Genomic DNA, 22,949 nt, shown 5'->3' on the forward strand with positions numbered 1-22,949 from the left:
GTAGCGTTATCTGGCGGCCTGACCAATTCGGGGCATTTTCAATCGCCGCGTTGCAAAAAATTTTGGCAATCATGCACCGCACAATCCGGACCGGCCCAACATCATCACTTCTTGCTTGATTCGAGTCTTGGCATTCCCAAACGCAGCCGGAGTCGCAACAGCACGCAAATGGGCGGCACCCGAGGTGACGCACTTTGCCTTGTCGCCATCGGCGATCATCAACATGTCATGAAGGACAGACTCCGTGTTGCCGACCATCCTATTGAAAGGTCAAATGCCACGGCACATATCGTTTACAGCTGCTTTAGTGCTTGTTGGACTTTGCCAATACACTGTGATCAACGGGTTTTCCCCAATACCCCTTTTCGGGGTCTGGACTTTCACAGGGAATTGTGGTGTAACCCCGTTGCACATAGATATGTAGCCGTGACCCGCGTCACGCAACACAGATAGCCCACCGCTCGGCGCTCCGACGGTCGGGGTGTCTTGTCACGACAAGCCCTTTAAACCACCTTGAGGAGGGTCTGATGTCCATTTGTGGCAAAGACAACCTGAAAACGCGCCGTACGCTGAAAGTCGGGGACAAGTCCGTCGACTATTACAGCCTCAAAGTTGCTTCCGAGAAATTCGGCGACGTTTCAAAACTTCCGTTCACGCTGAAAGTCGTTCTTGAGAACCTTCTGCGTTACGAAGACGATTTCACTGTTAAAACCGACGATGTCAAAGCTGTTGTTGACTGGCTCAAAGAGCACAAGAGCAGCCACGAGATCAACTATCGTCCGGCCCGCGTTCTGATGCAGGACTTCACCGGCGTTCCCGCCGTCGTTGACCTTGCTGCCATGCGCGATGCCGTCGTCAACATGGGTGGCGACGCCCAGAAGGTGAACCCGCTTTCACCGGTTGACCTCGTCATTGACCACTCGGTCATGATCGACTTCTTTGGCACCGACGACGCACTCGACAAAAACATGGAAGTCGAGTTCGAACGTAACGGCGAACGCTACGAATTCCTGCGTTGGGGCCAGAACGCCTTCAACAATTTCCGTATTGTTCCGCCGGGCGCAGGTATCTGCCACCAGGTCAATGTCGAGCATCTTGCCAAGGTCGTCTGGACCGGCGAAGACGCAGACGGCAAAACCGTTGCATATCCGGACACGCTGGTTGGTACGGACTCCCACACCACCATGGTGAACGGCCTTGCCGTTCTGGGTTGGGGTGTTGGCGGTCTGGAAGCCGAAGCAGCAATGCTTGGTCAGCCGATCTCGATGCTGATCCCGGAAGTCGTTGGCTTCAAGCTGACCGGTTCCATGAAAGAAGGCATCACCGCAACTGACCTTGTTCTGCGCGTCGTTCAGATGCTGCGTGAAAAAGGCGTTGTCGGCAAATTCGTCGAATTCTATGGCGATGCGCTTGACCACATGAGCCTGCCGGACCGTGCGACCATCGGTAACATGGCACCGGAATATGGTGCGACCTGTGGCTTCTTCCCGATCGATGACGAAACGCTGAACTACATGCGTTCGACCGGCCGTGACGAAGACCAGATTGCTCTGGTCGAGGCATATGCCAAAGAACAGGGCATGTGGCGTGACCCGGCACATGAAGCCGAATACACCGCAACGCTTGAGCTTGACATTTCGACCGTCGAGCCGGCCCTTTCGGGTCCGAAGCGTCCGCAGGACCGTGTTCTGCTCAAAGATGCCGTTTCAAGCTTCAACAACACCTTTGCCGAAATGGCACCGGGTGTTGATGCCGATCGTTCCGTCCCGGTTTCGAACGAAAACTTCGAAATGAAAGACGGTAACGTCGTCATCGCCGCGATCACCTCTTGCACCAACACCTCGAACCCGAGCGTTTTGATCGCAGCAGGTCTTCTGGCGAAAAAAGCTGTCGAACTCGGCCTTCAGAGCAAGCCGTGGGTGAAAACCTCGCTTGCACCGGGTTCTCTGGTTGTTGCCGACTATCTCGAAAAAGCAGGCCTTCAGGATTACCTGGATCAGCTTGGCTTTAACGTTGCCGGTTTCGGTTGCACCACGTGCATCGGTAACTCCGGTCCGCTGGCGGCACCGATCATCGACGCGATCGATGGTAACGACATGCTCGTCACCGCCGTTCTGTCGGGTAACCGTAACTTCGAAGGCCGTATCAGCCCGCAGGTCAAGGCAAACTACCTTGCCTCCCCGCCGCTGGTTGTTGCCTATGCGCTTGCCGGTAACCTGAAGATCGACCTCGACAAGGATCCGATCGGCAAGGACAAGGACGGCAATGACGTCTTCATGAAAGACATCTGGCCGACCAACAAAGAGATCGCTGACACCATCGCGTCCTCGATCTCGGCGTCAATGTACAAAGATCGTTACGACAACATCTTTGCCGGTCCGAAACCGTGGCAGGAAATCGAAGTCACCGAAGGCGAAACCTTCGCGTGGGACAACAAGTCCACCTACGTGCAGAACCCGCCTTACTTCGTCAACATGGCGAAAGAGCCGGGTGACTTCGCTGAAGTTCACGGCGCACGTCCGCTCCTGATCCTCGGTGACTCTGTCACCACCGACCACATTTCCCCGGCCGGTTCGATCAAGGAAGAAAGCCCGGCAGGTGAATACCTCAAGGCGAATGGTGTCGCGGTTCGTGACTTCAACTCCTATGGCGCACGTCGTGGCAACCACGAAGTCATGATGCGCGGTACCTTTGCCAACATTCGTATCCGTAACGAAATGGCACCGGGCACCGAAGGTGGTGTTTCGGTTCATTATCCGTCGGGCGAACAGGGCTGGGTCTATGACGTTGCAATGCGTTATCAGGCCGAAGGCACCCCGCTGGTCGTCGTGGCCGGTAAGGAATACGGCACCGGTTCTTCGCGTGACTGGGCAGCCAAAGGCACCAACCTGCTTGGCGTCAAAGCTGTTATCGCCGAAAGCTTCGAGCGTATCCACCGCACCAACCTGGTCTGCATGGGCGTTCTGCCGCTGCAGTTCAAGGATGGCGAAGGTCGTGAGACCTATAAGCTGGATGGCTCGGAAACCTTTGATGTTCTGGGCATTGGTGATGGCATCACCCCGCTGCAGGATGTCACGGTTCGCATCACGCGCAAGGATGGCAGCACCGAAGAATGCATCGCCACCTGCCGTATCGATACCGAGAACGAAGTTCTCTACTACCAGAATGGCGGCATCCTGCAGTTCGTTCTGCGTAACATGATGAAAGCTGCCTGATTTCTTCCTGAAATCTTTGGCAGAGATATTGACACCCCACCGGTTTTCCGGTGGGGTGTTGTTGTTTGGGATGGTTCTTACTGAACAATGCTCAACTGAAAATTGCCAAGTTGATCCAGAACAATTCTTAAGAACGCCGAACCTGCTAGGAAAGGCGCGCACGAGTCACCCTTAAGAATAATAGCGAACAAGAACAATCCAACAGAGCAAACCTGTATGATACGCCCTTCATCCTCAGACGGACGTCCATTTGGGCTGACGGTCGGCACACTTTCACCGGGAACAGTTTTAAGCTGTGATCCGCAGGAGACGCTTGGCGAGGCCATCGCCAAGATGCGACGTGCCAACAGCAGTTCGGTTGTTGTTGTCGTCGCCAACAAACCTGTGGGAATTGTTACCGAGCATGATTTGCTCTCGTTGCCAGCCACGACTGCGGCGGCACTTTCGGAACCGGTTGCGACACAGATGTCAGCACCGGTTCATACGATTTCGGTTCATGCCACGCCGCAATCGGCCATCGTTCGCATGCGTGATCGCGGTGTTCGCCACCTTGTCACCATCGACGCAGACGGCTGTTTGGTCGGCATTATCAGCCAAACAGACCTGATCCGTCATGTCGGCGACAAAAAGCCGTTTATCGCCAATGACGTTGCTGATGCCGTTCGTCAATCCACCGTATTTGCGCACAAGGACATTCGTGTCTGGGAATTGCGTCAACGCATGCATTCCGAGAAATGCGACAGCGCCATCATTTCGGGCTTTGCCGAAGATCTGCCAGCAGAACTAAAAACCGGCATCATCACCGAACGCGATATTCTGCGCCATCTGGCCACTGAGCATGAAAACCTGACAGCCGGTGACATTGCCTCCCGCCCGGTAAAGTTTATCCGTCAGGACATGAACCTTGATGACGCGCGCAACATGATGATGCGCGACAATTTCCGTCATCTTGTCGTTCACAACCACCATGACGAGACCATCGGGGTTTTGTCATTTGCCGACCTTCTGGAATTTATCGAACAGGATTATCTGGTTCATCTCAGCAATCTGGCCGAGGACGGCGGCAGTGAACTGACCAAGGCACGCCAGTCACTGGCACTTGCCAACAAACTGATCGAAAATTCACCCGATTGCGTGATGATTTGCAACGCGCAGTCGGAAATCGAGGCCGTCAATCCGGCCTTCACCCGCGTGACCGGTTATCAAGCCGAAGAAGTCATCGGCAAGACACCCAGCATTTTGAAGTCCGGGCGTCAAAGCAAGGAATTCTATGACAAGCTCTGGGCGGACCTTGCCCGCACGGGGAAATGGGAAGGCGAAATCTGGAACCGCCGGAAATCTGGCGAGATTTATGCCGAATGGCTTTCGATCATGGCCGTGCGCGATGGCGATGGCAATGTGACGCATTACGCATCGATTTTCACCGACATCAGCGGTCGGAAAAAAAACCGCGAAGACGTGCTGCGCATTGCCTTTACCGACGAACTTACCGGCATGCCAAACCGCCGCCGGTTTTCGGAACTGTTGTCTCTTCATATCGGGCGCGCCCGCCGGGTCGGGCGCCCATTAAGCATTGCCATGCTTGATATTGATAACTTCCAGCGTGTGAACAATGCCCTTGGTCACAGCACCGGGGATGACGTTCTTGTTGAAGTCGCGCGCAGGATCAGCCGCGAGCTTGGGCATGATGCGGTTGTTGCCCGTGTTGGCGCCGACGAATTCGCGGCCATTCTGCCACACGTGAAAACCGAACAGGAAGCTGTCAATATTGCCGAAAAATTGCTCAGCCGGCTGGATGAAGCACACCAGACCCGTAAGGGCGAAGATGTCTATCTTTCTGCCAGCGTCGGCATTGCCTCCTTCCCCGAAGATGCCAACGACACCAGCAATATCATTCGCTGTGCCGAACTTGCGATGGCCCAGGCCAAGGAAAAGACAAAGGAACAGGGCAGAAATCGCGTCGGGCTTTATAGTGTCAATCTGCACAGTCAAAAGGGTGCAGACCTTGCCCTTGAAACCGCCTTGCGGCGCGCAATTGACAACCAGGAACTCCACCTTGTCTACCAGCCACAGTTTGACGCAAAGACAGGTGACATAACCGGCGTCGAAGCCTTGTTGCGCTGGACCACGGCCGAAGGCAAAACCATCCCGCCCTCGACTTTTGTGCCGGTTGCCGAGGAAATGGGAGTCATTGGCGAACTGGGCCGGTGGGTCATCCGCACCGCCTGTGACCAGCTGATCGCCTGGCGGCAGGAAGGTCTGTTCAATCTGGGCCTTGCGGTGAATGTATCGGTTCAGCAATTCTATGGCTCGATGGATTTTGCCGATCAACTTCGCGCAATCCTCGTCGAAAAGGGTGTCGCCGCCGAAAGACTGGAGATCGAGGTCACCGAAAGCCTGTTCATGCGCAATATCGACGATATGCGCACCAAACTGCAGCGCCTGCGCAATCTTGGCGTAAGGATCGCCCTTGATGATTTCGGAACCGGTTTTTCCAGCCTAAGTTACCTGCGCACATTGCCGTTTGATGTGATCAAACTCGATCGCAGTTTTGTGCGGGATATCGAAGATGGCCCGGATGGCGCAACGCTTCCGATCACGATTATCAATATGGCGCGCAACCTTGGCAAAACCTGCGTTGCCGAAGGCGTTGAAAACGAAAAACAGCTTGAAGTGCTGCGAAATGCCGGTTGTGACCTTATACAGGGCTACCTGCTTGGCCAGCCGATGCCCGCCAGCCAGGTTTCGGAACTTGCCAAGGCAAAAAACGCCCGCACGTCTTAAAAAAAAGCACAACGGAATCATCGCGCTTTACAGGGTCGCGTGGCTTTCAACGCCTTGTGATTGGCCGGTGAAGACTGTTTTCAGGCATCATCAATGTCATGAAAAACACTCGCCCCCTTTTATGTACCCTTGCACTGACCATTATGATGGTTGCTGGCCCTGCGACTGCGGCTGAAAGTGTATTGCCGCGCGCCGTGGTGGAACTTTACACGTCACAAGGCTGCAACTCCTGTCCGCCTGCCGACAAGGTTCTTTACAACCTTGCCCAGCAGCATGACGACCTGCTGTTGCTGTCCTATCATGTCGACTACTGGAACTATCTTGGATGGACCGATCCATTTTCTGATGCCCGATATAGCCAGCGCCAGCGCGAATACGCCGATCGCATGCGCGAACGCTATGTGTACACGCCACAGGTCATCATCAATGGGGATCACGTCGTCCGCGCAACGGCCCAACAGCAGATTCGGGCAGCCAGCAGCGACCTTGCACCATTGCGTGACGTTGCCGATATCAAGCTGGCCACATCCGACACCGGCCAGGCGGCACGCGGAACTGTTTCCCTGCGCGGCGTTGGCAAACAGGCCGCAGGAAATGGTGGCCAAATCTGGCTGATCGGCTTTGACCGCGAACATGCGCGCGATGTTCTGTCAGGCGAAAACGCCGGCAAACGTCTGGTGCATGCCAATGTCGTGCGTGAAATGATCAGTCTCGGTCAGTGGGATGGCACCACCCGCCAAATTCCGTTTGCCATGTCAGAACCCTATGACGGGGGCATTGCCATTCTGGTCCAGAATGGCCGCGGCGGCCCGATCAGCGGCGCTGCGATGATCCGCTTCGATGACTGACTTCACCGTGCAAGGGTGAATTTGGATTGATTTGAAACAATGCCTTTAAGCCCATTGTCGGTTATTGCATGAATAATGCACTGTAACGCGCTATATCATGACGTGTTGCAGAATGAATTTCAGACAATCTAACGGGTTATATGGCTGATTTTAGCGGTTCTGATCTGACCTGCCTGCGCGGCGAAAGACTGGTGTTTGGTGGCCTGTCCTTTTCGGCCACTTCCGGTGACGCCATCATGCTGCGTGGTCGAAACGGCGCTGGCAAATCAAGCCTGTTGCGCCTGATGGCGGGTCTTCTGGCACCGCGATCCGGCACACTGTACTGGAACGGTGAAAACATTGCCGATGACCGGATCGCGCATCATGGCCGCACCCAGTATCTGGGCCATCAGGATGCCATCAAACCCGTCCTGACAGTCCGTGACAATCTTCGCCTTTGGGGACAGCTGCGCGGAGTCCGTGATCTTGACGCCGCCATTGACCGGGCATTGGATGCGCTTGATATCCATCACCTGGCTAGTGTCACCGGGCGATACCTTTCAAGCGGGCAAAAGCGACGCAGTGCCCTTGCCCGCGTTCTGATCGGGCAAAGTGATCTGTGGCTCCTTGATGAGCCAACCGTCGGTCTGGACCGTGAAAGCTGCGCTGAATTGGCGCAATTGATTGCCAGTTTCCGCAAGGATGGCGGGATCGTGATCTATTCCACCCATATCGATCTTGATGTCAAAAACCCGACCATTCTGGATCTTGATGATTTTGCCGTTCCGATGGTCGAGTGGCTGGCCGAACAAGACGAAATGGATGACGATCAATCGGACAACGCAACAAGCCAGTCATCGCCGGAGGCCGCGCAATGAACGGCTTTTGGGCGATCCTGCAACGTGACCTGCGTCTGGCCATGCGCCAAGGGGCCGATTCCGTGATGGTGGTTGCGTTCTTTATTGTCACGACCACCCTGTTTCCGTTCGGTGTCGGGCCGGAAGCCAACATTCTGGCACGCATTGCATCTGGTGTGATCTGGGTCTCGGCGCTGCTTGCTGCCATGCTGTCACTCGAACGCGTTTTTCAGACCGATTACGAAGACGGTTCGCTTGAACTTTTGACCCTCTCGCCCGTGTCGCTGGAGCTTCTTATATTGGGTAAAGTGCTGGCACATTGGCTGACAACCGGGCTTCCGCTGATCATTGCGGCACCGCTGATGGCGGTGATGCTTAACATGAATCAAGACGGCTTCATCATTCTTATGGTTGCTATGCTGCTTGGAACACCGGCACTCAGCCTGATCGGGGCAATTGGCGCAGCACTCATACTGGGGGCGCGCCGGGGTGGTGTACTGGTTTCACTTCTGGTGTTGCCACTTTATATTCCGGTTCTGATCTTTGGGGCCGGTGCGGTTGAGGCCGCCCTTCTGGGCATTTCAGCGACCGCGCAACTACAGATCATGGCTGCGATCCTGCTTTTGACACTGGCAGCAGCGCCCTTTGCCACCGCCCATGCCGTTCGACAGGCCATGGAATAGAACAAGATACGATACGGGATGACCCTTTGCGGATTTCCGCACCAAGGAAAAGAAAAAATGCATCGCTTTGCCAAACCAAGTGTGTTTTTGAAATTCACAGCCCCGATCCTGCCGTGGCTGTCGGTTTTGACCGCAATTCTGATTGCGGTCGGGCTGTATTTCTCCCTGATCGCATCACCCGTTGATTATCAGCAAAGCCATACCGTACGGATCATGTATATCCATGTACCGGCTGCCTGGATGGGCCTGTTTTGCTATGTCGGCATGGCGATCTGCGGCGCGATGAGCCTGATATGGAAGCACCCGTTGGCTGATATTTGTGCGCGCGCCACGGCACCGATTGGCGCCATGTTCACCGTCGTTTGTCTGGTTACCGGATCGCTATGGGGTGAACCGATGTGGGGAACATGGTGGGTGTGGGATGCCCGCCTGACATCAATGCTGATCCTTTTGTTCCTCTATCTTGGCTACATGGCTTTGGTGAACGCCTTTGACGACCCGGAACGCGGATCAAAGGCTGGGTCTGCGTTGGCACTGGTCGGCGCGGTCAACGTGCCGATTGTCAAATTCTCAGTCGATTGGTGGAATACGCTCCATCAACCGGCATCCATCGTGCGGATGGATGGTCCCACCGTTGATCCAAGCATGCAATTGCCGCTTGCCCTGATGATCCTTGGTTTTACCTGTTACTACTTCGTTGTTCTGATCCTGCGTGTCCGTCTGGAACTCAATGAGCGACGCATTCGTGCCTTGCATCTTTCGGGCATGTTCGACGAACGCAGCAATCCGGCCACTGCCAAGGAACAATCCTATGATGCCGGTCACAATGCGGAGGCCAAGCAATGAGTGAATTCTTCTCAATGGGCGGTTATGGCAGTTATATCTGGGCAAGCTATGGCCTGACAGCTTTGGCCATGATTGCTTTGCTGATCTCGACATTGCGCGGCCTGCGCAGCAGCGAGACGGAACGCGATCAACTCGAAACTGTCTTGCAATCACGACGCCCGCGCCGCACCAAAAAGTCCCCAACGGCATCCTGACCGGAGAACGAACGTGTCACTTTCCCGCGCGAAAATCCGCAAACGCCAACGCATGTATGCCATTGCCGCCATTTTGCTCGCCGTTGGCGGCGCAGCCGCACTCTTGCTGACCGCCTTCGAAGATTCGGTCGTATTCTTCTTCAGCCCGACCGAAATCGCTGAAAAGTCACCGATTGACCCGGATCAGCGATTGCGTGTCGGCGGGCTTGTCGTTGAAGGATCAGTGACCAAACTTGATGACGGCCAGACGATTGCCTTTGTTGTCACGGACATGGCTGAGACTGTTCCGGTGTCCTATCGCGGGATTTTACCCGACCTGTTCCGTGAAGGTCAGGGCGTTGTTGCCGAAGGCCATATGAGCAGCGAAGGTACGTTTGTCGCATCCGAAGTTCTGGCAAAGCACGACGAGAACTACATGCCGCCCGAAGTCGCCGAATCGCTTAAGAAAAGCGGCTACTGGGAAGAAATCGAAGCCAAAAACGCCGAACAGATGCGCAATTAAGCCACATTCTACCGCCATAAAACCCGATCGCACGCAACAAGAACACAACCGCGACCATTGCCTCTTGATCCGCCCCAAGCAGATCAGGCAATAGGTTGCAAGGGAACTTTCTGGGGAAGCCTTAGACGCACATGCTTGCAGAGTTAGGACATTTTGCCCTGCTTCTGATGGTGGTCACCGGGATCGGACAGGCCGTCCTGTTCAGTCCGCTGTGGATCCATTCCTCTCTGCGCATGCTTCGCCCCCAAACCAGTACGGCCACACCACAGGGCAGCCCAGAGCTTCCCGATGACGATCCTGTTGGCGCCACAGGCACGGCGGCGAAACCCGCCAATCTGTTCTTGCTGCCTGCGGTGATCCTTTTGCTTGGTCTTCTGGCCGAGGGGGCATTGCTAAACGCCTTTATCGTCAGCGATTTCACCCTTCCTGTCGTAACCGATGTCAGTCATTCATCCACGCCGATGCTGTACCGGATCGGTGCCGCCTTTACACCGGATGGTGGGGCGATGCTGGTTTGGCTTGTGGCATTGTCGCTGGTCAATCTGCTTCTGGCGCTTCAAATGGGCAAAAGCGCGAAAACCGGTGATGACCACTTTGGCCGTAACGCGCTTTCGATACTCGGGCTTTTGATCGCCGTTCTGGGTGTTGTGACCCTGATTGATGCTGATCCGTTCCTGCGCAGCAGTGTCGCGCCGCTTGATGGTCGGGGCATGAATCCGCAAAGTCAGGACCTGCTAAAAGTTCTGCGTGAACCGTTTCTTTATCTTGGTCTGGCGGGATTGGCTGGTATTTTTGCGCTGACACTGGCCGGGTTGCTTGATCGCAGGATCGACCGGCAACTGGCCGAAACCATGCGATCCTGGACGATTGGATCCTGGGTCTGCCTTGGCACCGCGATCGCGATCAATGCCTATCGCTCCTATAGCGAACAGGCATGGGGCGGCTGGTGGTACTGGGATACGGCCGAAAACAGCCTGCTTTTGCCGTGGCTGCTGGCCACCGCACTTTTGCATTGCCGGGCGGTACTGGAAAAAACCGAAACCCTGCGCGGATGGACAGCCTTTCTTGGCATCACAGCCCTTGCCGTTGGCTGGTTCGGGGTTTACCTGACCCGTTCGGGACTGTTTGTCCCCTTGCCGGAAACCCAGCTTCTGCCCAGCGACAGCACCGGCCTTTTGGTCAGCTTCTGTGCGGTATTTGCAGGCGCTTATTACCTGTTTTGGCGATCCGTTGATCAGATGGCCACCAGTCGTTATTTCGAGGTGATTTCACGCGAAAGTGCGATGTTCCTTAACAGCGTCATGTTGGCATTGGTTGCTGCTGTCGTGCTGATTGGCACCATCTATCCGCTGGTCCTGAAATGGATTACCGGCGACCCCATTACGGTGGGCTCACCGTTCTATCTCAAAGTCCTGGTCCCGATTGTTCTGCCATTGCTGTTCTTGATGGCTTTTGCGCCGGCGCTGCGCTGGCGTCAGGATGAAATATGGATGATCGGACGGCGCATGAAACTGGCCGCCATCCTGTCATTGATCACCGTCCTGTTTGTTTCCATCCGCTTTATCGAGATGTCCCCGGCCCCGCTGATCGGCATTGGCCTTGCGGGTTGGGTGCTAACCGCGTCGCTCAGTGATTTATGGGCGCGGCTTTGGCGTCATCCGGAACATGGCGAAAGCAAGTATCGCAACTTGCAACTTCTTGGACCACGCTATGTCAGCATGACTTTGGCCCATATCGGCCTGGCAATTCTGATTGCCGGTGGATCGGCCAGCAGCATCTGGGAAGAACAGGTTGTCGTCTCGGCACGTGCCGGACAAAGCATTCAGGCTGGCCCCTATAACCTGCAATATGAGGGTGTCTCACTTTTGGCAGGCGAAAACTACGCCACCCGTCAGGCGACCTTTATTCTGTATCGCCACTCCCTGCCTGTGACTGAGCTTTTCCCCGAAATTCGTTACTATCCGACCCGCGGGGTTGAAACCCGCGAAGCAGATATCTGGCATGGTCGCGACGGCGATTTGCATGTTTCAATCGGGGACCGTGCTGATGATGGCGGCCGGGTGGTGACGGTGCATTATTTGCCGATGATGCCATGGGTCTGGGGTGGCATGTTATTGATGTTGATCGGTGGATGTTTCAGCATCCTCACGCGCGTGGTATTGCGCCTTAAGAACACTGGAGTTCCCGCTTCATGAGATTTTCGATCGCCGTAATCCCGCTGGTTTTATTTGCCGCCTTGGCCGGGGTGTTTTTGTTGAATATCGACAAGGATGCCTCCGTCGTGCCATCGGTCCTGATCGACAAACCGGCCCCGGAATTCTCGCTCCCCCCTCTGCCTGGTCGCGAAAAGGGCTTGTCGCGTGCCGATCTGACCCAGGGTGAAGTATCGGTTCTCAACGTCTTTGCAAGCTGGTGCATTCCGTGCCGCGCAGAACACCCGTTGATCAAGCGCCTTTCACGCGAAGCCAATGTTCCGGTCTATGGCCTGAACTACAAGGAAAAGGCCCCGGAAGACGGCGTTAAATGGCTTGATGAACTTGGCGATCCCTATGCCGCCGTCGGCATGGATCTGTCCGGGCGGACCGGGATTGACTTTGGGGTTTATGGCGTGCCTGAAACCTTCATTATCGATGGCAACGGGCAGATAAGATACAAGCATGTCGGCCCCGTCACCGTCGAAGTTCTTGAAAAGGTTCTGCTGCCCAAGATCGCGGAGATAAAGGGATGATCAGACGCTTAAGTATTCTTGTCAGCGCGCTTGCCGTTCTGTTACCGGTTCTGGCAGTCACCCCCGCCTTGGCAGTCAATCCCGATGAAATGCTGTCCAATCCGGTTCTTGAAGAACGTGCGCGCGAGATCAGCAAGGAACTGCGCTGTCTTGTGTGCCAGAACCAGTCGATTGATGATTCTGATGCCGAACTGGCGCGTGATCTGCGGGTTCTGGTCCGCGAACGCCTTGTCGCCGGGGACGACAATCAGGAAGTCATCGACTATATCGTTGCCCGTTATGGCGACTATGTTCTGCTGAACCCGCCGCTGAAACCCGAAACATATATTCTTTGGGCAAGCCCGGCGGTTCTGGTGGTGCTGGCAATTCTGGCTGTTTTTGCCTTTTACCGTCGCAAGAAACGCGATGGATCCCCGGCATCTGCATCGCTGTCAAAGGACGAACAGAAACGGCTGGACGAACTTCTTGGTTCTTCAAAAGACGACGGCAAGTCCTGATGCAACGTGATCGCCTGACATATTATCACCCCACCGGAGGTTTCCTGTGATCTGGGTTGGCTTGGCGGTTCTGGCACTTCTGGCGGGTGCGGCCCTGTATGCAAGCCTGCCGAAATCAGCGGGGCAAGGATCACGTGCGCGCCGCGTTGCCTTTGCCGCCCTGCCGGTTATCACGGCATTGGGGCTTTACGCCATGCTGGGCAGCCCGACCCTTCCGTCACGGCCCTATGCGGATCGTGCTGGCGAACGCAACCTCGCCGCCGCAGCTGCCGTTGCCGATAACGCCACCGATCCCGATTTCAAAACCGAACAGCAGATCAGGAGACTGCTTAATCAGATTGTCGTCTCGCTGGAGGTCAACCCGCGTAACCTTCAAGGCTGGGTCGCCCTGGCACGTGGATCGTTGCGTCTGGGGAATATTGAACGGGCCGTGGCCGCCTTTGCACAGGCCTATGCCCTTTCGGGCGAGAACCCGTTACTTGCCATCGAATATGCCGACACCCGCATTACCGCCCAGGACGGACAGATCGACAGCACGTCGCGTGATCTGGTCTTGCATGCGCTGGGCCAAATGCCCAACCATCTGCTGGCGCGCTACTATTACGGTATGATGCTAAAACAGAACAATAAGCCCGATCAGGCGCTGCGTGTTCTAAGTGATCTTTATCGCGACCTGCCCAATGACGATCCGCTTGGCAATGCCACCCAAAGCGAGATCGAGGCCCTGCAATCCAACGCAGATGCTGACTAAGCGCTGTACTTGGCGCTGAACTAGGCCGCAAACAGATACAACGTTCCCAACAGCACAGCAACGATCAGCAACAATGTGCCGCCCAGTGCGACCAGCTTCATGACAGGATGAAGACTTTCAAGTTCCCCGAACGGACGCTCCGTTTCATCACCCGTTTGGTTGCCATGCCCCTCACCAAACCGGCGCAGGGCTTCCTCCCCGCTCATGGGGGGCATCTTGATACTATCAAGGACCGTCCCCTGATCCGGGGTACGGTCCTTGTCAGTTGTTCTGGACTTTTGCGGGCTGTCGCCGTTATTGGCTGTCATCGCAGGTGCTTGATGCTTAACGCTGCGCTGTCAGGCCGCGCTCTGTGTCCTGATCCTGCGGCTGATAAGTTGGCCATTCGCCAGCAGCCAGAAGATCAAGCGACGGCGTTTCCTGACCGAACCGCGACCGATACATCCAAAGGTTTGCCATCACGCGTTCGATGAACAAACGCGTTTCACGCGACGGGATGCTTTCGATGAAATAAAGCGGATCGACATTGTCCTTAAGCGCCTTCTGCCAGCGACCAAGATTACCAATGCCGCCGTTATAGGCCGCCATCAACTGCAAGAAGCCGTTATCAACACCATTCTGCTCAAGCAGGTGATCAACATATTTCTGTCCAAGCGACAGGTTGATTTCCGGCTGATACAGCTCGGCGCGTTTGGCACCACGGTAACGGGTGTTGCCAATATAGCTTGCCGTGGCCGGCATCAGCTGCATCAAACCACGCGCACCGGCATGGCTGCGCGCATCGGTGTTGAAACCCGATTCCTGACGCATGAAGGCATAAATCACCGCACGGTCAACTTCATAGCCACCTTCCGGTGCCCATGGCGGAACCGGATAAAGTGCGTTTACAAACACATCACCGGTCTTTTGCGCGATATAACTGCCAAGACGCATGGTAAGTGATGCGAAATTCGCGGTATCGGTCAGGGCCAGAACAGCGCGACGCAGCGAATCGTCATCCTTTGCCGCTGCCTTGCGCAATTCGCGTTCGGCTTCATCGCGCAGACCAATCTGCAACAGCGAAAGTGCGCGACGGCCATGCGGATCAAGTTTCAGCTTGTTGGCACGGTTTTCATCAAGCTCAAGGCTGTCCCAGTCAAAAACGTCATCACGTCCCAGTGCGCGCATCGCCAACTGACCATAGAACGAGCGCGGATATTCCGCCGCCCGGTTCAACATGGCATCGGCTTCGTCAAATCGACCTGCGGCCAGATCAATACGACCGGCCCAGAACGCACCTGCGGTCCGGGTCCAGCTTGAAGCATATTTGTTTGTGCTAAGGGCTGCAAAATGGGCGTGCGATTCATCCATCTTGCCCAGACGCCAAGCGGTCAGACCCGCAGTCCAGTGCGCCTGCGGCAGGTATTTTCCCGACCGCTTAGCTGCTTCACTGGCATATTTCAGTGCAAGATCAGGTTTGCCAAAATAATAGTAACCCGATGCAATTGCGGCCTTGGCATGGTCTTGCTCATAGGCATCAAAAATACGCTGGGCCTCGTCGCTGTTAAGAACTTCAAGCGCGCCGGTCGGCCAGCCATTTCCAATGCGATGGCGAATACGACGTTTCAGGGTCGAAACGCGCGAACGTTGCTTGGATGACAGCTTCTTGGTCGATTTGTGATAATAGGGCGTGATGTTCTCGTAATCATAACCGGCACCCGAAACATAGCTGCCCACAGGCTTTTTCGGATAATTGGCAGATCCGCGACGTGTCAGCGCAAGCTTGTAAATGCGCGGCGCCTGCGGGTGATCGGCATACTTTGCAAGCCAGCCCTTCAGCTCCTTGTAACGCGACCGGTACGCCGTCGGGTGCAGATAGCGCTGCGCCATCACATGCCCCATCAGGACATCATCAGACAGGCGCGAAATCAGGCGGTCGGCATCGTCCCAGCGACCTTGCTCCTGTACGGCAAAAATCTGTTCGTAAAGTTCGGCATCACGTTCGGAAAGTGGCTTTGGGATCAGGGTCGAAAGCGCGTCGTCCAGAACAGGGCTGCTCAGGGCGGCCTGTTCCTGCGTGCTGGCAGCAGCAGGCGACATGGCAGCCATGACCGTCATGGTGCCCATAAACGCAAAGAAAAGTCCCTGCCTTACGGTGCGTTTTACACCGGGCAGGCGTGTTCTTATTGCTTCGATCAAAATCAGTTTCCCCAACGAGGCTTGTTTTCAAGCCGCGTGTTTATCCCGAAGCAGTTTGGTCTCGCAACCCGTTGCCTGCGGTGTTCCCCCTCGTGCAACGGCGTGTCTTATAGCAGAAAACACCCAAACCGCGAAATCATTTATCTGGAATCAATCACTTGGCGCGGACCGCGCAAAGCACCCGAAACGCTTGCATATCTCCCATGCATACGCCGATATTATCGCCAATTCCTTAAAGCTTTTGCGCAATCGCACGCAAATCACGCCAGGCAAGACGTTTTTGTTCCGGCGTCCTGAGAAGATAAGCCGGATGGAACATTGCGGTCAGGGCTGCATTTTTGCCATCGGCAAAGGAAATTTCCTTCCACGTGCCGCGCAAACGCGTAATGCCGCGATCTTCTTCCATCAGGGTTTTGGCCGAACTGCCGCCAAGACAGACAACCACCTTCGGACCAATCAGCTCAAGATGACGTCGGATGAACGGTTCGCACACCGCAACCTCGGCTGTGGTTGGCTGACGGTTTCCCGGCGGTCGCCATGGCAGGATATTGGTAATATAGGCCTCTTCACGCGCCAGTCCGATGGACCGCAACATGGCATCAAGCAACTTGCCGCTTGGCCCGACAAACGGAAGGCCCTGACGGTCCTCTTCGGCGCCCGGTGCTTCGCCGACCAGCACCAGATCTGCTTCGACATTCCCGGTGCCAAAGACCGTATTGCTGGCGGACTTTTTAAGGGCGCAGCCTTCGAACTTTTCAATAGCGGCCTTGAGTTCATCAAGGCTGTTTGCCGCAGCGGCTGCATCGCGTGCGGACTGGCGCGCCTCGTGCGGCGTATCAGACAACAGGAACCCGCCATCCCCGCCAGCCGGAATCGGCGCAGGACCAGCAGTTCCAGCCGACTGAGCAGGCCGTGCCGACGCCCCTGCAGGACGCTGCCCCCCTGGGCGACCATTCGCGCCAAATCCCTGACGATTGGCCGCATTCTGGCGCAGGCTTTCAGATGCCTTGAAACGGTCAAGCGGCTCGTCGGCGATGGCCTCGTCCGCGCCCATCTCAAACTGCCAGACAAGGGCCTCGAACGGGTCGAGATTATTTACATCAAAGTCTGTAATTGGTTTGCTCATCTACACAAAGGCGATGTATGTTGCACCGCAATCAGGATCGCGGGCACTGCTTGGGAAGACCTTATACGATTTTGGGTCCTTTGTGCCAGAGTACAAACGCGACACAGGTTATGACTATGGATTGTCAACCGATGCCATGATCGCTATAGCTTAACCACGCAAGAACTATCTGAGAAATCAGGGCTTGGGCGAGACCCTGAACGGTGAATACCGGCTCACGATCAACGAACGGAAACAGTTCGACAAGATCGCCAGCCAAAGGAGAGAGGCCAAATGGAACGGGAATCCATGGAATTTGACGTGGTCGTCGTTGGTGCCGGTGTGTCCGGCCTGTCGGCTGCCATCAAGCTAATGCAACTCGCCCAGGAACAGGAAAAAGAAATCACCGTCTGTGTGGTTGAAAAAGGTTCCGAGGTCGGCGCACACACCCTTTCAGGTGCCGTGATGGAGCCGCGCTCGATCAATGAACTTTTCCCTGACTGGCAAGAACGTGGCGCACCATTAAACGTGCCCGCTGGCGAAGACCAGTTCTTGATGCTGAGCGAAACCGGTGCCAAAAAGCTGCCGACCCCGCCGCAGATGCACAACAAGGGCAACTATATCGTCAGCCTTGGCAATGTTTGCCGCTGGCTTGGCGAACAAGCCGAGGCCCTTGGCGTCGAGGTTTATCCGGGCTTTGCCGCCGCCGAAGTTCTGTTTAACGATGATGGTTCGGTCAAAGGCATCGCCACGGGTGATATGGGCCTGCAGCGTGATGGCACGCCGGGCCCGAACCACGAACCGGGTATGGAACTGCATGCCAAATACACCTTCTTTGCCGAAGGGTGCCGTGGCTCGCTGTCCGAACAGCTGATCAAGAAGTTCGATCTGCGCAAGAACTCCGATCCGCAGACCTATGGCATCGGGATCAAGGAACTCTGGGAAGTCGATCCCGAAGTCCACAAGGAAGGCCTGATTCAGCACACCGTTGGCTGGCCGCTTGACAAGAACACCTATGGCGGGTCGTTCCTGTATCATCTTGATAACAATCAGGTGGTTGTCGGTTTCGTTATCGGTCTTGATTACGAAAACCCGCATCTCAGCCCGTTTGATGAATTCCAGCGTTTCAAGACGCATCCGGAAATTCGCAAGATTTTCGAAAATGGTCGTCGCATCTCGTACGGCGCACGTGCGCTAAACGAAGGCGGTTTCCAGTCGATCCCCGATCTTGTCTTCCCGGGCGGCTGCCTGATCGGCTGTTCGGCCGGTTTCATGAACGTGCCAAAGATCAAGGGTTCGCACACCGCGATGAAGACCGGCATGCTGGCCGCCGAGGCTGCGTTTGAGGCCCTGACTGCCGACGAAACGCCTGCACAGATGGACAGCTACCCGCAGCGTCTGAAAGACAGCTGGGTCTATCCGGAACTGCACAAGGTGCGTAACATCCGCCCGAGCTTCGCCAAATGGGGCTTCTGGGGTGGTATGGCGTACAGCGCGGTCGATACCTATCTGTTCGGTGGCAAGGCTCCCTGGACCTTCAAAAACCACGAAGACCATTCCTGCCTGAAGCCCGCCGCAGAAATGCCGAAAATCGACTATCCGAAACCGGATGGCAAAATAAGTTTCGACAAGCTGTCATCGGTCTTCCTGTCAAATACCAACCACAGTGAAGATCAGCCGGTCCATCTGACGCTTAAGAATGACACCGTTCCGGTAAACACCAACCTTGCCGTCTATGACGGGCCCGAAGCCCGTTTCTGCCCGGCCGGTGTTTATGAGTTTGTCGAAGATGAAGAAAATGGCGGCAACCGCCTGCAGATCAACGCGCAAAACTGCGTGCATTGCAAGACCTGCGACATCAAGGACCCGACCCAGAATATCGTCTGGGTCGTGCCCGAGGGTGGCGGCGGACCAAATTATCCGAACATGTAAGCCTTCCGGCTTTCATCACACAAAAAGGCCCGTGTCATGCGGGCCTTTTTCTTTTGGTCTGATGATTGGATTTCTGCCGGTCAAAGCCGCATATAAGTTTTCACTTGTTTCAATTTCAATCTGTGCGTTCAATACCGGCCCTTTCCAACGCGCAGGCAAGAACAACATGAGAATCGCAATTGTGACCCTTGAAGGTTTCAACGAACTCGACAGCTTCGTCGCTTTGGCGATTTTAAACCGCGCCAAGGCCGATGGCGTCCATGCCGAAATCGTTGGCACCGGCGACACCGTCACATCAATGAACGGTGTTTCTGTCTCGGTGCAAAGGCCTCTGTCCTTTGCACAGGAAGCCGACGCGGTCTTGTTGGGCAGCGGCATTCATTCACGCGATCACATCAATGATCCGGATATCATGAAGCAGCTGTCGCTTGATCCGTCCCGGCAACTGATTGGCGCACAATGTTCGGGCATTCTGTTTCTGTATCGCATGGGCCTGCTGCCCGCGACCGTAACAACAGACAACAAAACCCGGCCCTTGATAGCACGCACCAAAGCCGTGATCGAAGACCGCCCGCTGGTCGCACAGGGCAACATCGTCACCAGCGGTGGCTGCCTGTCGTCAAGCTATCTTGCCGGCTGGTTCCTTGCCAAGGCGGTCGGCCTGGATAAGGCCATTGCCGTGCTTGAGACAGTCGCCCCGGTTGGACAGCGTTCTCAATTTGCCAAACAGGCCCGCGAAATCATTGGCAAACAGTTGGATATCCCGGCCAAGCGTCCACTTTATTGCTAGCCAATATGATGCTTTTGCCCGCTGCTTTCGGCACTTTGCGGATCATTACTTTATTGTGATGGTCTTTGCGCATGGTTCCGTGTTGCAAATGCTTTGCCTTATAATTGCCGACTGAGTAGGCTAAACCCGAAATTCACTATGGCGATGCATACGACCTTACATCTCCGAACCCGAATTGCGGACGCAGGAAAAGCCTTTGAAACGTAAACTGTTACACCTCCTCATCCCGATGACGGCTGTTGCACTTTCGGCCTGTGGCACCATGCCGCAACAAAGCGACGACACCGTTTTCGAGTATCCGCAATCCAACGGTTTTTCGGGCAACTTCCTTGCAGGCAAGGCCGCACAGCTTGAAAGCCAGTCGGGCTATGCTGCGCAGTATCTTTTGCGTGCCCATAACCTTGATCCCGATAACGCAGAACTGCGCCGTCGCGCTTTCCTCGCGCTGATCAGCGACGGGCGTATCAGTGATGCAGTCGATATTGCCAAACAACTGCAGTCGGAAAACGATCAGGATCTGTTTGCGGCCCTGACGGTCATGGATGCCGCCATTCGCGAAGATCGCTATCAGGATGCGCTTGATATTGTTTCAAGCCTGCCCGAACGCGGCATCAACGCCCTGATTGCACCGCTGGCAAAGGCATGGCTTTATACCGGCCTTGATCAGAAGGCCGCAGCCATGGCCGCACTTGACGGCATGCAGGGCAATGGTTCGCTGAACCCGCTTTCGGAATATCATCGCGGCTTGATACTTGCACATTTTGGCGATTTTGATGCTGCCGAACGCGCCCTTGCCAGCGCCTATGGCGACCCGGCTGATGCGCCACTTCGCGCGGCAGAGGCCCTTGGTGCCGTCTATGAGCGCAAAGGACAGGTGCAAAAGGCGTCCCTTCTTTATGAAAGCTACATGGACCGGCATCCGCAATCGCTTGCCATGCCCTTCCATTTGGCGCGCCTTGATCGCGGCGAACCGCCAATCGCGACCATGCTGACCCCGGCAGAGGGTCTGGCAGAGGCCTATCTTGATATCGCCACCTTGCTCAGTCAGGAAAACGCAGTTGATCCATCCTTGTTGATGGCGCGCTATTCGTTGTCGCTGCGCCCTGATGATGACATTACCCGTCTTCTGGTTGGCGAAGTCATGGAAATCCAGAATCGCTTTGAAACGGCAATTGACGTTTACGGCGCCATTCCAGTGTCTTCACCGCACAGCTGGAATGCGCGACTGCGCATCGCATCCAGCCTTGAGCAAATTGGCCGTGCGGACGAAGCAATTGATATCCTTGAAGACATGGTTGGCGAACGCCGGGACCGCCCGGACGCCCTGATCCAGCTTGGCGATATCCTGCGCTTCCAGCAGGAATATGGCCCTGCTGCCGATGCCTATGACAAGGCCATAGAACGTCTGGGCGGCAAGACCCAGGTTGGCTGGCGCTTGTTGTATCGTCGGGGCATCGCAAACGAGCGGGCGGGCGACTGGGCCAAGGCCGAAGCAGACTTCCTTCAAGCGCTCGAAATCGAACCCGAACAGCCTTATGTTCTGAACTATCTCGGCTATAGCTGGGTTGATATGGGCATGAATTTCGATCAGGCCGAAGACATGCTCAAACGTGCCGTCGAATTGCAGCCTGATGACGGCTATATCGTCGATAGCCTCGGCTGGGTCTATTACAAGCTGGGCCGGTTCGATGATGCGGTTGAACAGCTTGAAAAGGCTGTCGAACTGAAACCTGACGACCCGACAATCAATGATCATCTGGGGGATGCCTATTGGCAAATCGGGCGCTATCACGAAGCCCGTTTCCAGTGGCACCGCGCCCTGTCATTCAATCCGACCGAAGACCTGCGCAGTACCGTAGAAGCCAAAATCAATGGCCAGGTACCAAGCGTGGCCCCGATTGTCGTGAACTGACACATTTGGGAAGAAACGTTCATGTCTGCGACCTATCGCCAGCAGGCACCTGCCAAGGTTAACCTGTTTTTGCATGTCACCGGCAAACGCGATGACGGCTATCATCTGCTTGAAAGTCTGGTTTGCTTTACCGCAACCGGTGATGTCCTTAGTGGTGAATTGCGCAGCGATGACCAGATCACGCTTTCAATCACCGGGCCCATGGCGGCCACCCTTGCCCAGAATGACATCAACGAAAATCTTGTCATGCGGGCCGCAAAGCTGCTGCAAGACACCTGTGCGCCCAAACAGGGGGCGGATTTGATCCTTGATAAACGCTTGCCGATTGCATCTGGCGTTGGTGGCGGATCGGCGGATGCAGCTGCGGCCATCCGGTTGCTGCGCGAAATGTGGAAGCTTGATCTTGATGCGCATACTTTATCGCACATCGCCCTGTCGCTGGGGGCGGACGTTCCGGTTTGCCTGCACGGCAAAACCTGCGTGATGTCGGGGATTGGCGAAGAAATCACCGAACTGCCTGACCTGCCGCCCGTACCGATTGTCTTGATCAATCCGGGCAAAGCGGTTTCAACACCCGAAATTTTCAAGGCCCGCGCTGACGAGGGGTTCAGTCCCACGGGCGCATGGCAAGGCAACCAGACATTCCAAAGTGCGGCATCGCTTGCCGATGCGCTGTCGGAATGCGGCAACGATCTGACTTTGCCCGCAACGGGAATACTTCCGGAAATTTGTGATGTGCTCAATGCACTCGCGCGTGAAGACGGCTGTTTGCTGGCCAGAATGTCGGGCAGTGGTGCCACCTGCTTTGGCATATACGACACAACCAGTCAGGCCGAACGTGCCGCCCATGCCATCGCAACACAGAACCCGGACTGGTGGATTTCACCCACGCATATCCTCTCGGAAAAGACCCGCGAGCAGGCCGAAATCGGCGCAGCCTTTCCGGACTGAACAGCCGGGGCAGGACCGGATAAAAAAACCTTCAAATAGAGGGTTGCACTCTGCGCATGGGGGCGCTATTTTCCGCGCCACACACGCTGATGGGGCGTGGCCAAGTGGTAAGGCATCGGTTTTTGGTATCGTGTATCGTAGGTTCGAATCCTACCGCCCCAGCCAAGACAAACCGCTTTGAGGTTTTCCTCAAAGCG

The 22,949-nt window shown here is 55.6% G+C and carries 19 protein-coding genes and 1 tRNA gene; 17 read left to right on the forward strand and 3 right to left on the reverse strand.

Going from position 1 to position 22,949, the window contains the following annotated elements:
• Positions 1-527: 527 nt before the first annotated feature.
• From acnA to AUQ43_RS12850, 12 genes are all read left to right on the forward strand, one after another.
• Positions 528-3,215 (forward strand): aconitate hydratase AcnA, encoded by a 2,688-nt coding sequence (gene acnA / locus AUQ43_RS12795; protein WP_062956639.1) that lies wholly within the window; start codon positions 528-530, stop codon positions 3,213-3,215.
• A gap of 216 nt (positions 3,216-3,431) precedes the next feature.
• The gene (locus tag AUQ43_RS12800; RefSeq protein ID WP_084272097.1) at positions 3,432-5,999 is read left to right on the forward strand and encodes an EAL domain-containing protein; all 2,568 of its coding nucleotides are present in this window, start codon (positions 3,432-3,434) and stop codon (positions 5,997-5,999) included.
• Positions 6,000-6,097: 98 nt separating this feature from the next.
• Positions 6,098-6,847, forward strand: coding sequence for a thioredoxin family protein (locus AUQ43_RS12805; RefSeq protein WP_062956640.1), 750 nt, complete (start codon positions 6,098-6,100; stop codon positions 6,845-6,847).
• A gap of 140 nt (positions 6,848-6,987) precedes the next feature.
• On the forward strand, positions 6,988-7,704 hold the full coding sequence (ccmA, locus tag AUQ43_RS12810; protein ID WP_062956641.1) for a heme ABC exporter ATP-binding protein CcmA: 717 nt from the start codon (positions 6,988-6,990) through the stop codon (positions 7,702-7,704).
• Positions 7,701-8,366, forward strand: a complete 666-nt coding sequence (ccmB, locus tag AUQ43_RS12815; protein ID WP_062956642.1) for a heme exporter protein CcmB — start codon at positions 7,701-7,703, stop codon at positions 8,364-8,366. Before ccmA ends, ccmB begins: the two co-directional genes overlap by 4 nt.
• A 57-nt stretch (positions 8,367-8,423) precedes the next feature.
• The gene (locus AUQ43_RS12820; RefSeq protein ID WP_062957291.1) at positions 8,424-9,212 is read left to right on the forward strand and encodes a heme ABC transporter permease; all 789 of its coding nucleotides are present in this window, start codon (positions 8,424-8,426) and stop codon (positions 9,210-9,212) included.
• Positions 9,209-9,406: a heme exporter protein CcmD gene (ccmD, locus tag AUQ43_RS12825; protein ID WP_062956643.1), complete on the forward strand. Its 198-nt coding sequence runs from the start codon at positions 9,209-9,211 to the stop codon at positions 9,404-9,406. The genes AUQ43_RS12820 and ccmD overlap by 4 nt, the downstream gene beginning before the upstream one ends.
• Positions 9,407-9,419: 13 nt before the next feature.
• Positions 9,420-9,908, forward strand: a complete 489-nt coding sequence (gene ccmE, locus AUQ43_RS12830) for a cytochrome c maturation protein CcmE (protein ID WP_084272099.1) — start codon at positions 9,420-9,422, stop codon at positions 9,906-9,908.
• A 131-nt stretch (positions 9,909-10,039) separates the two neighbouring features.
• A complete protein-coding gene (locus AUQ43_RS12835) occupies positions 10,040-12,103 on the forward strand; it encodes a heme lyase CcmF/NrfE family subunit (protein ID WP_062956645.1) in 2,064 nt (687 codons plus the stop codon).
• Positions 12,100-12,636 (forward strand): DsbE family thiol:disulfide interchange protein, encoded by a 537-nt coding sequence (locus tag AUQ43_RS12840; RefSeq protein ID WP_062956646.1) that lies wholly within the window; start codon positions 12,100-12,102, stop codon positions 12,634-12,636. Before AUQ43_RS12835 ends, AUQ43_RS12840 begins: the two co-directional genes overlap by 4 nt.
• Positions 12,633-13,133, forward strand: a complete 501-nt coding sequence (locus AUQ43_RS12845; RefSeq protein WP_062956647.1) for a cytochrome c-type biogenesis protein — start codon at positions 12,633-12,635, stop codon at positions 13,131-13,133. The genes AUQ43_RS12840 and AUQ43_RS12845 overlap by 4 nt, the downstream gene beginning before the upstream one ends.
• 46 nt (positions 13,134-13,179) lie before the next feature.
• Entirely contained in the window at positions 13,180-13,884 is a 705-nt protein-coding gene (locus AUQ43_RS12850) for a hypothetical protein (protein ID WP_062956648.1), read from the forward strand.
• Between the two features lie 20 nt (positions 13,885-13,904).
• On the opposite strand, the gene AUQ43_RS12855 is transcribed toward AUQ43_RS12850, so the two are convergent.
• From AUQ43_RS12855 to AUQ43_RS12865, 3 genes are all read right to left on the reverse strand, one after another.
• The gene (locus tag AUQ43_RS12855) at positions 13,905-14,192 is read right to left on the reverse strand and encodes a hypothetical protein (RefSeq protein WP_062956649.1); all 288 of its coding nucleotides are present in this window, start codon (positions 14,190-14,192) and stop codon (positions 13,905-13,907) included.
• Positions 14,193-14,208: 16 nt separating this feature from the next.
• Complete coding sequence (locus AUQ43_RS12860) at positions 14,209-16,062, reverse strand: lytic transglycosylase domain-containing protein (protein WP_062957292.1); 1,854 nt, start codon at positions 16,060-16,062, stop codon at positions 14,209-14,211.
• Between the two features lie 232 nt (positions 16,063-16,294).
• Positions 16,295-17,188: a uracil-DNA glycosylase family protein gene (locus AUQ43_RS12865; RefSeq protein ID WP_062956650.1), complete on the reverse strand. Its 894-nt coding sequence runs from the start codon at positions 17,186-17,188 to the stop codon at positions 16,295-16,297.
• 273 nt (positions 17,189-17,461) lie between these two features.
• On the opposite strand from AUQ43_RS12865, the gene AUQ43_RS12870 reads away from it, so the two are divergent.
• The 5 genes from AUQ43_RS12870 (at position 17,462) to AUQ43_RS12890 (ending at position 22,917) form a co-directional block, all read left to right on the forward strand.
• Positions 17,462-19,099: an electron transfer flavoprotein-ubiquinone oxidoreductase gene (locus tag AUQ43_RS12870; protein WP_062956651.1), complete on the forward strand. Its 1,638-nt coding sequence runs from the start codon at positions 17,462-17,464 to the stop codon at positions 19,097-19,099.
• A 166-nt stretch (positions 19,100-19,265) separates the two neighbouring features.
• Entirely contained in the window at positions 19,266-19,889 is a 624-nt protein-coding gene (locus tag AUQ43_RS12875) for a DJ-1/PfpI family protein (protein ID WP_062957293.1), read from the forward strand.
• 196 nt (positions 19,890-20,085) lie between these two features.
• On the forward strand, positions 20,086-21,801 hold the full coding sequence (locus tag AUQ43_RS12880) for a tetratricopeptide repeat protein (protein ID WP_062956652.1): 1,716 nt from the start codon (positions 20,086-20,088) through the stop codon (positions 21,799-21,801).
• Between the two features lie 21 nt (positions 21,802-21,822).
• Complete coding sequence (locus AUQ43_RS12885; protein WP_062956653.1) at positions 21,823-22,752, forward strand: 4-(cytidine 5'-diphospho)-2-C-methyl-D-erythritol kinase; 930 nt, start codon at positions 21,823-21,825, stop codon at positions 22,750-22,752.
• A gap of 90 nt (positions 22,753-22,842) precedes the next feature.
• A tRNA-Gln gene (locus AUQ43_RS12890) sits at positions 22,843-22,917 on the forward strand.
• Positions 22,918-22,949 lie beyond the last annotated feature (32 nt).

Origin of the sequence: Thalassospira sp. MCCC 1A01148 (assembly GCF_001613795.1) — a bacterium.
Classification (GTDB): Bacteria; Pseudomonadota; Alphaproteobacteria; order Rhodospirillales; family Thalassospiraceae; genus Thalassospira.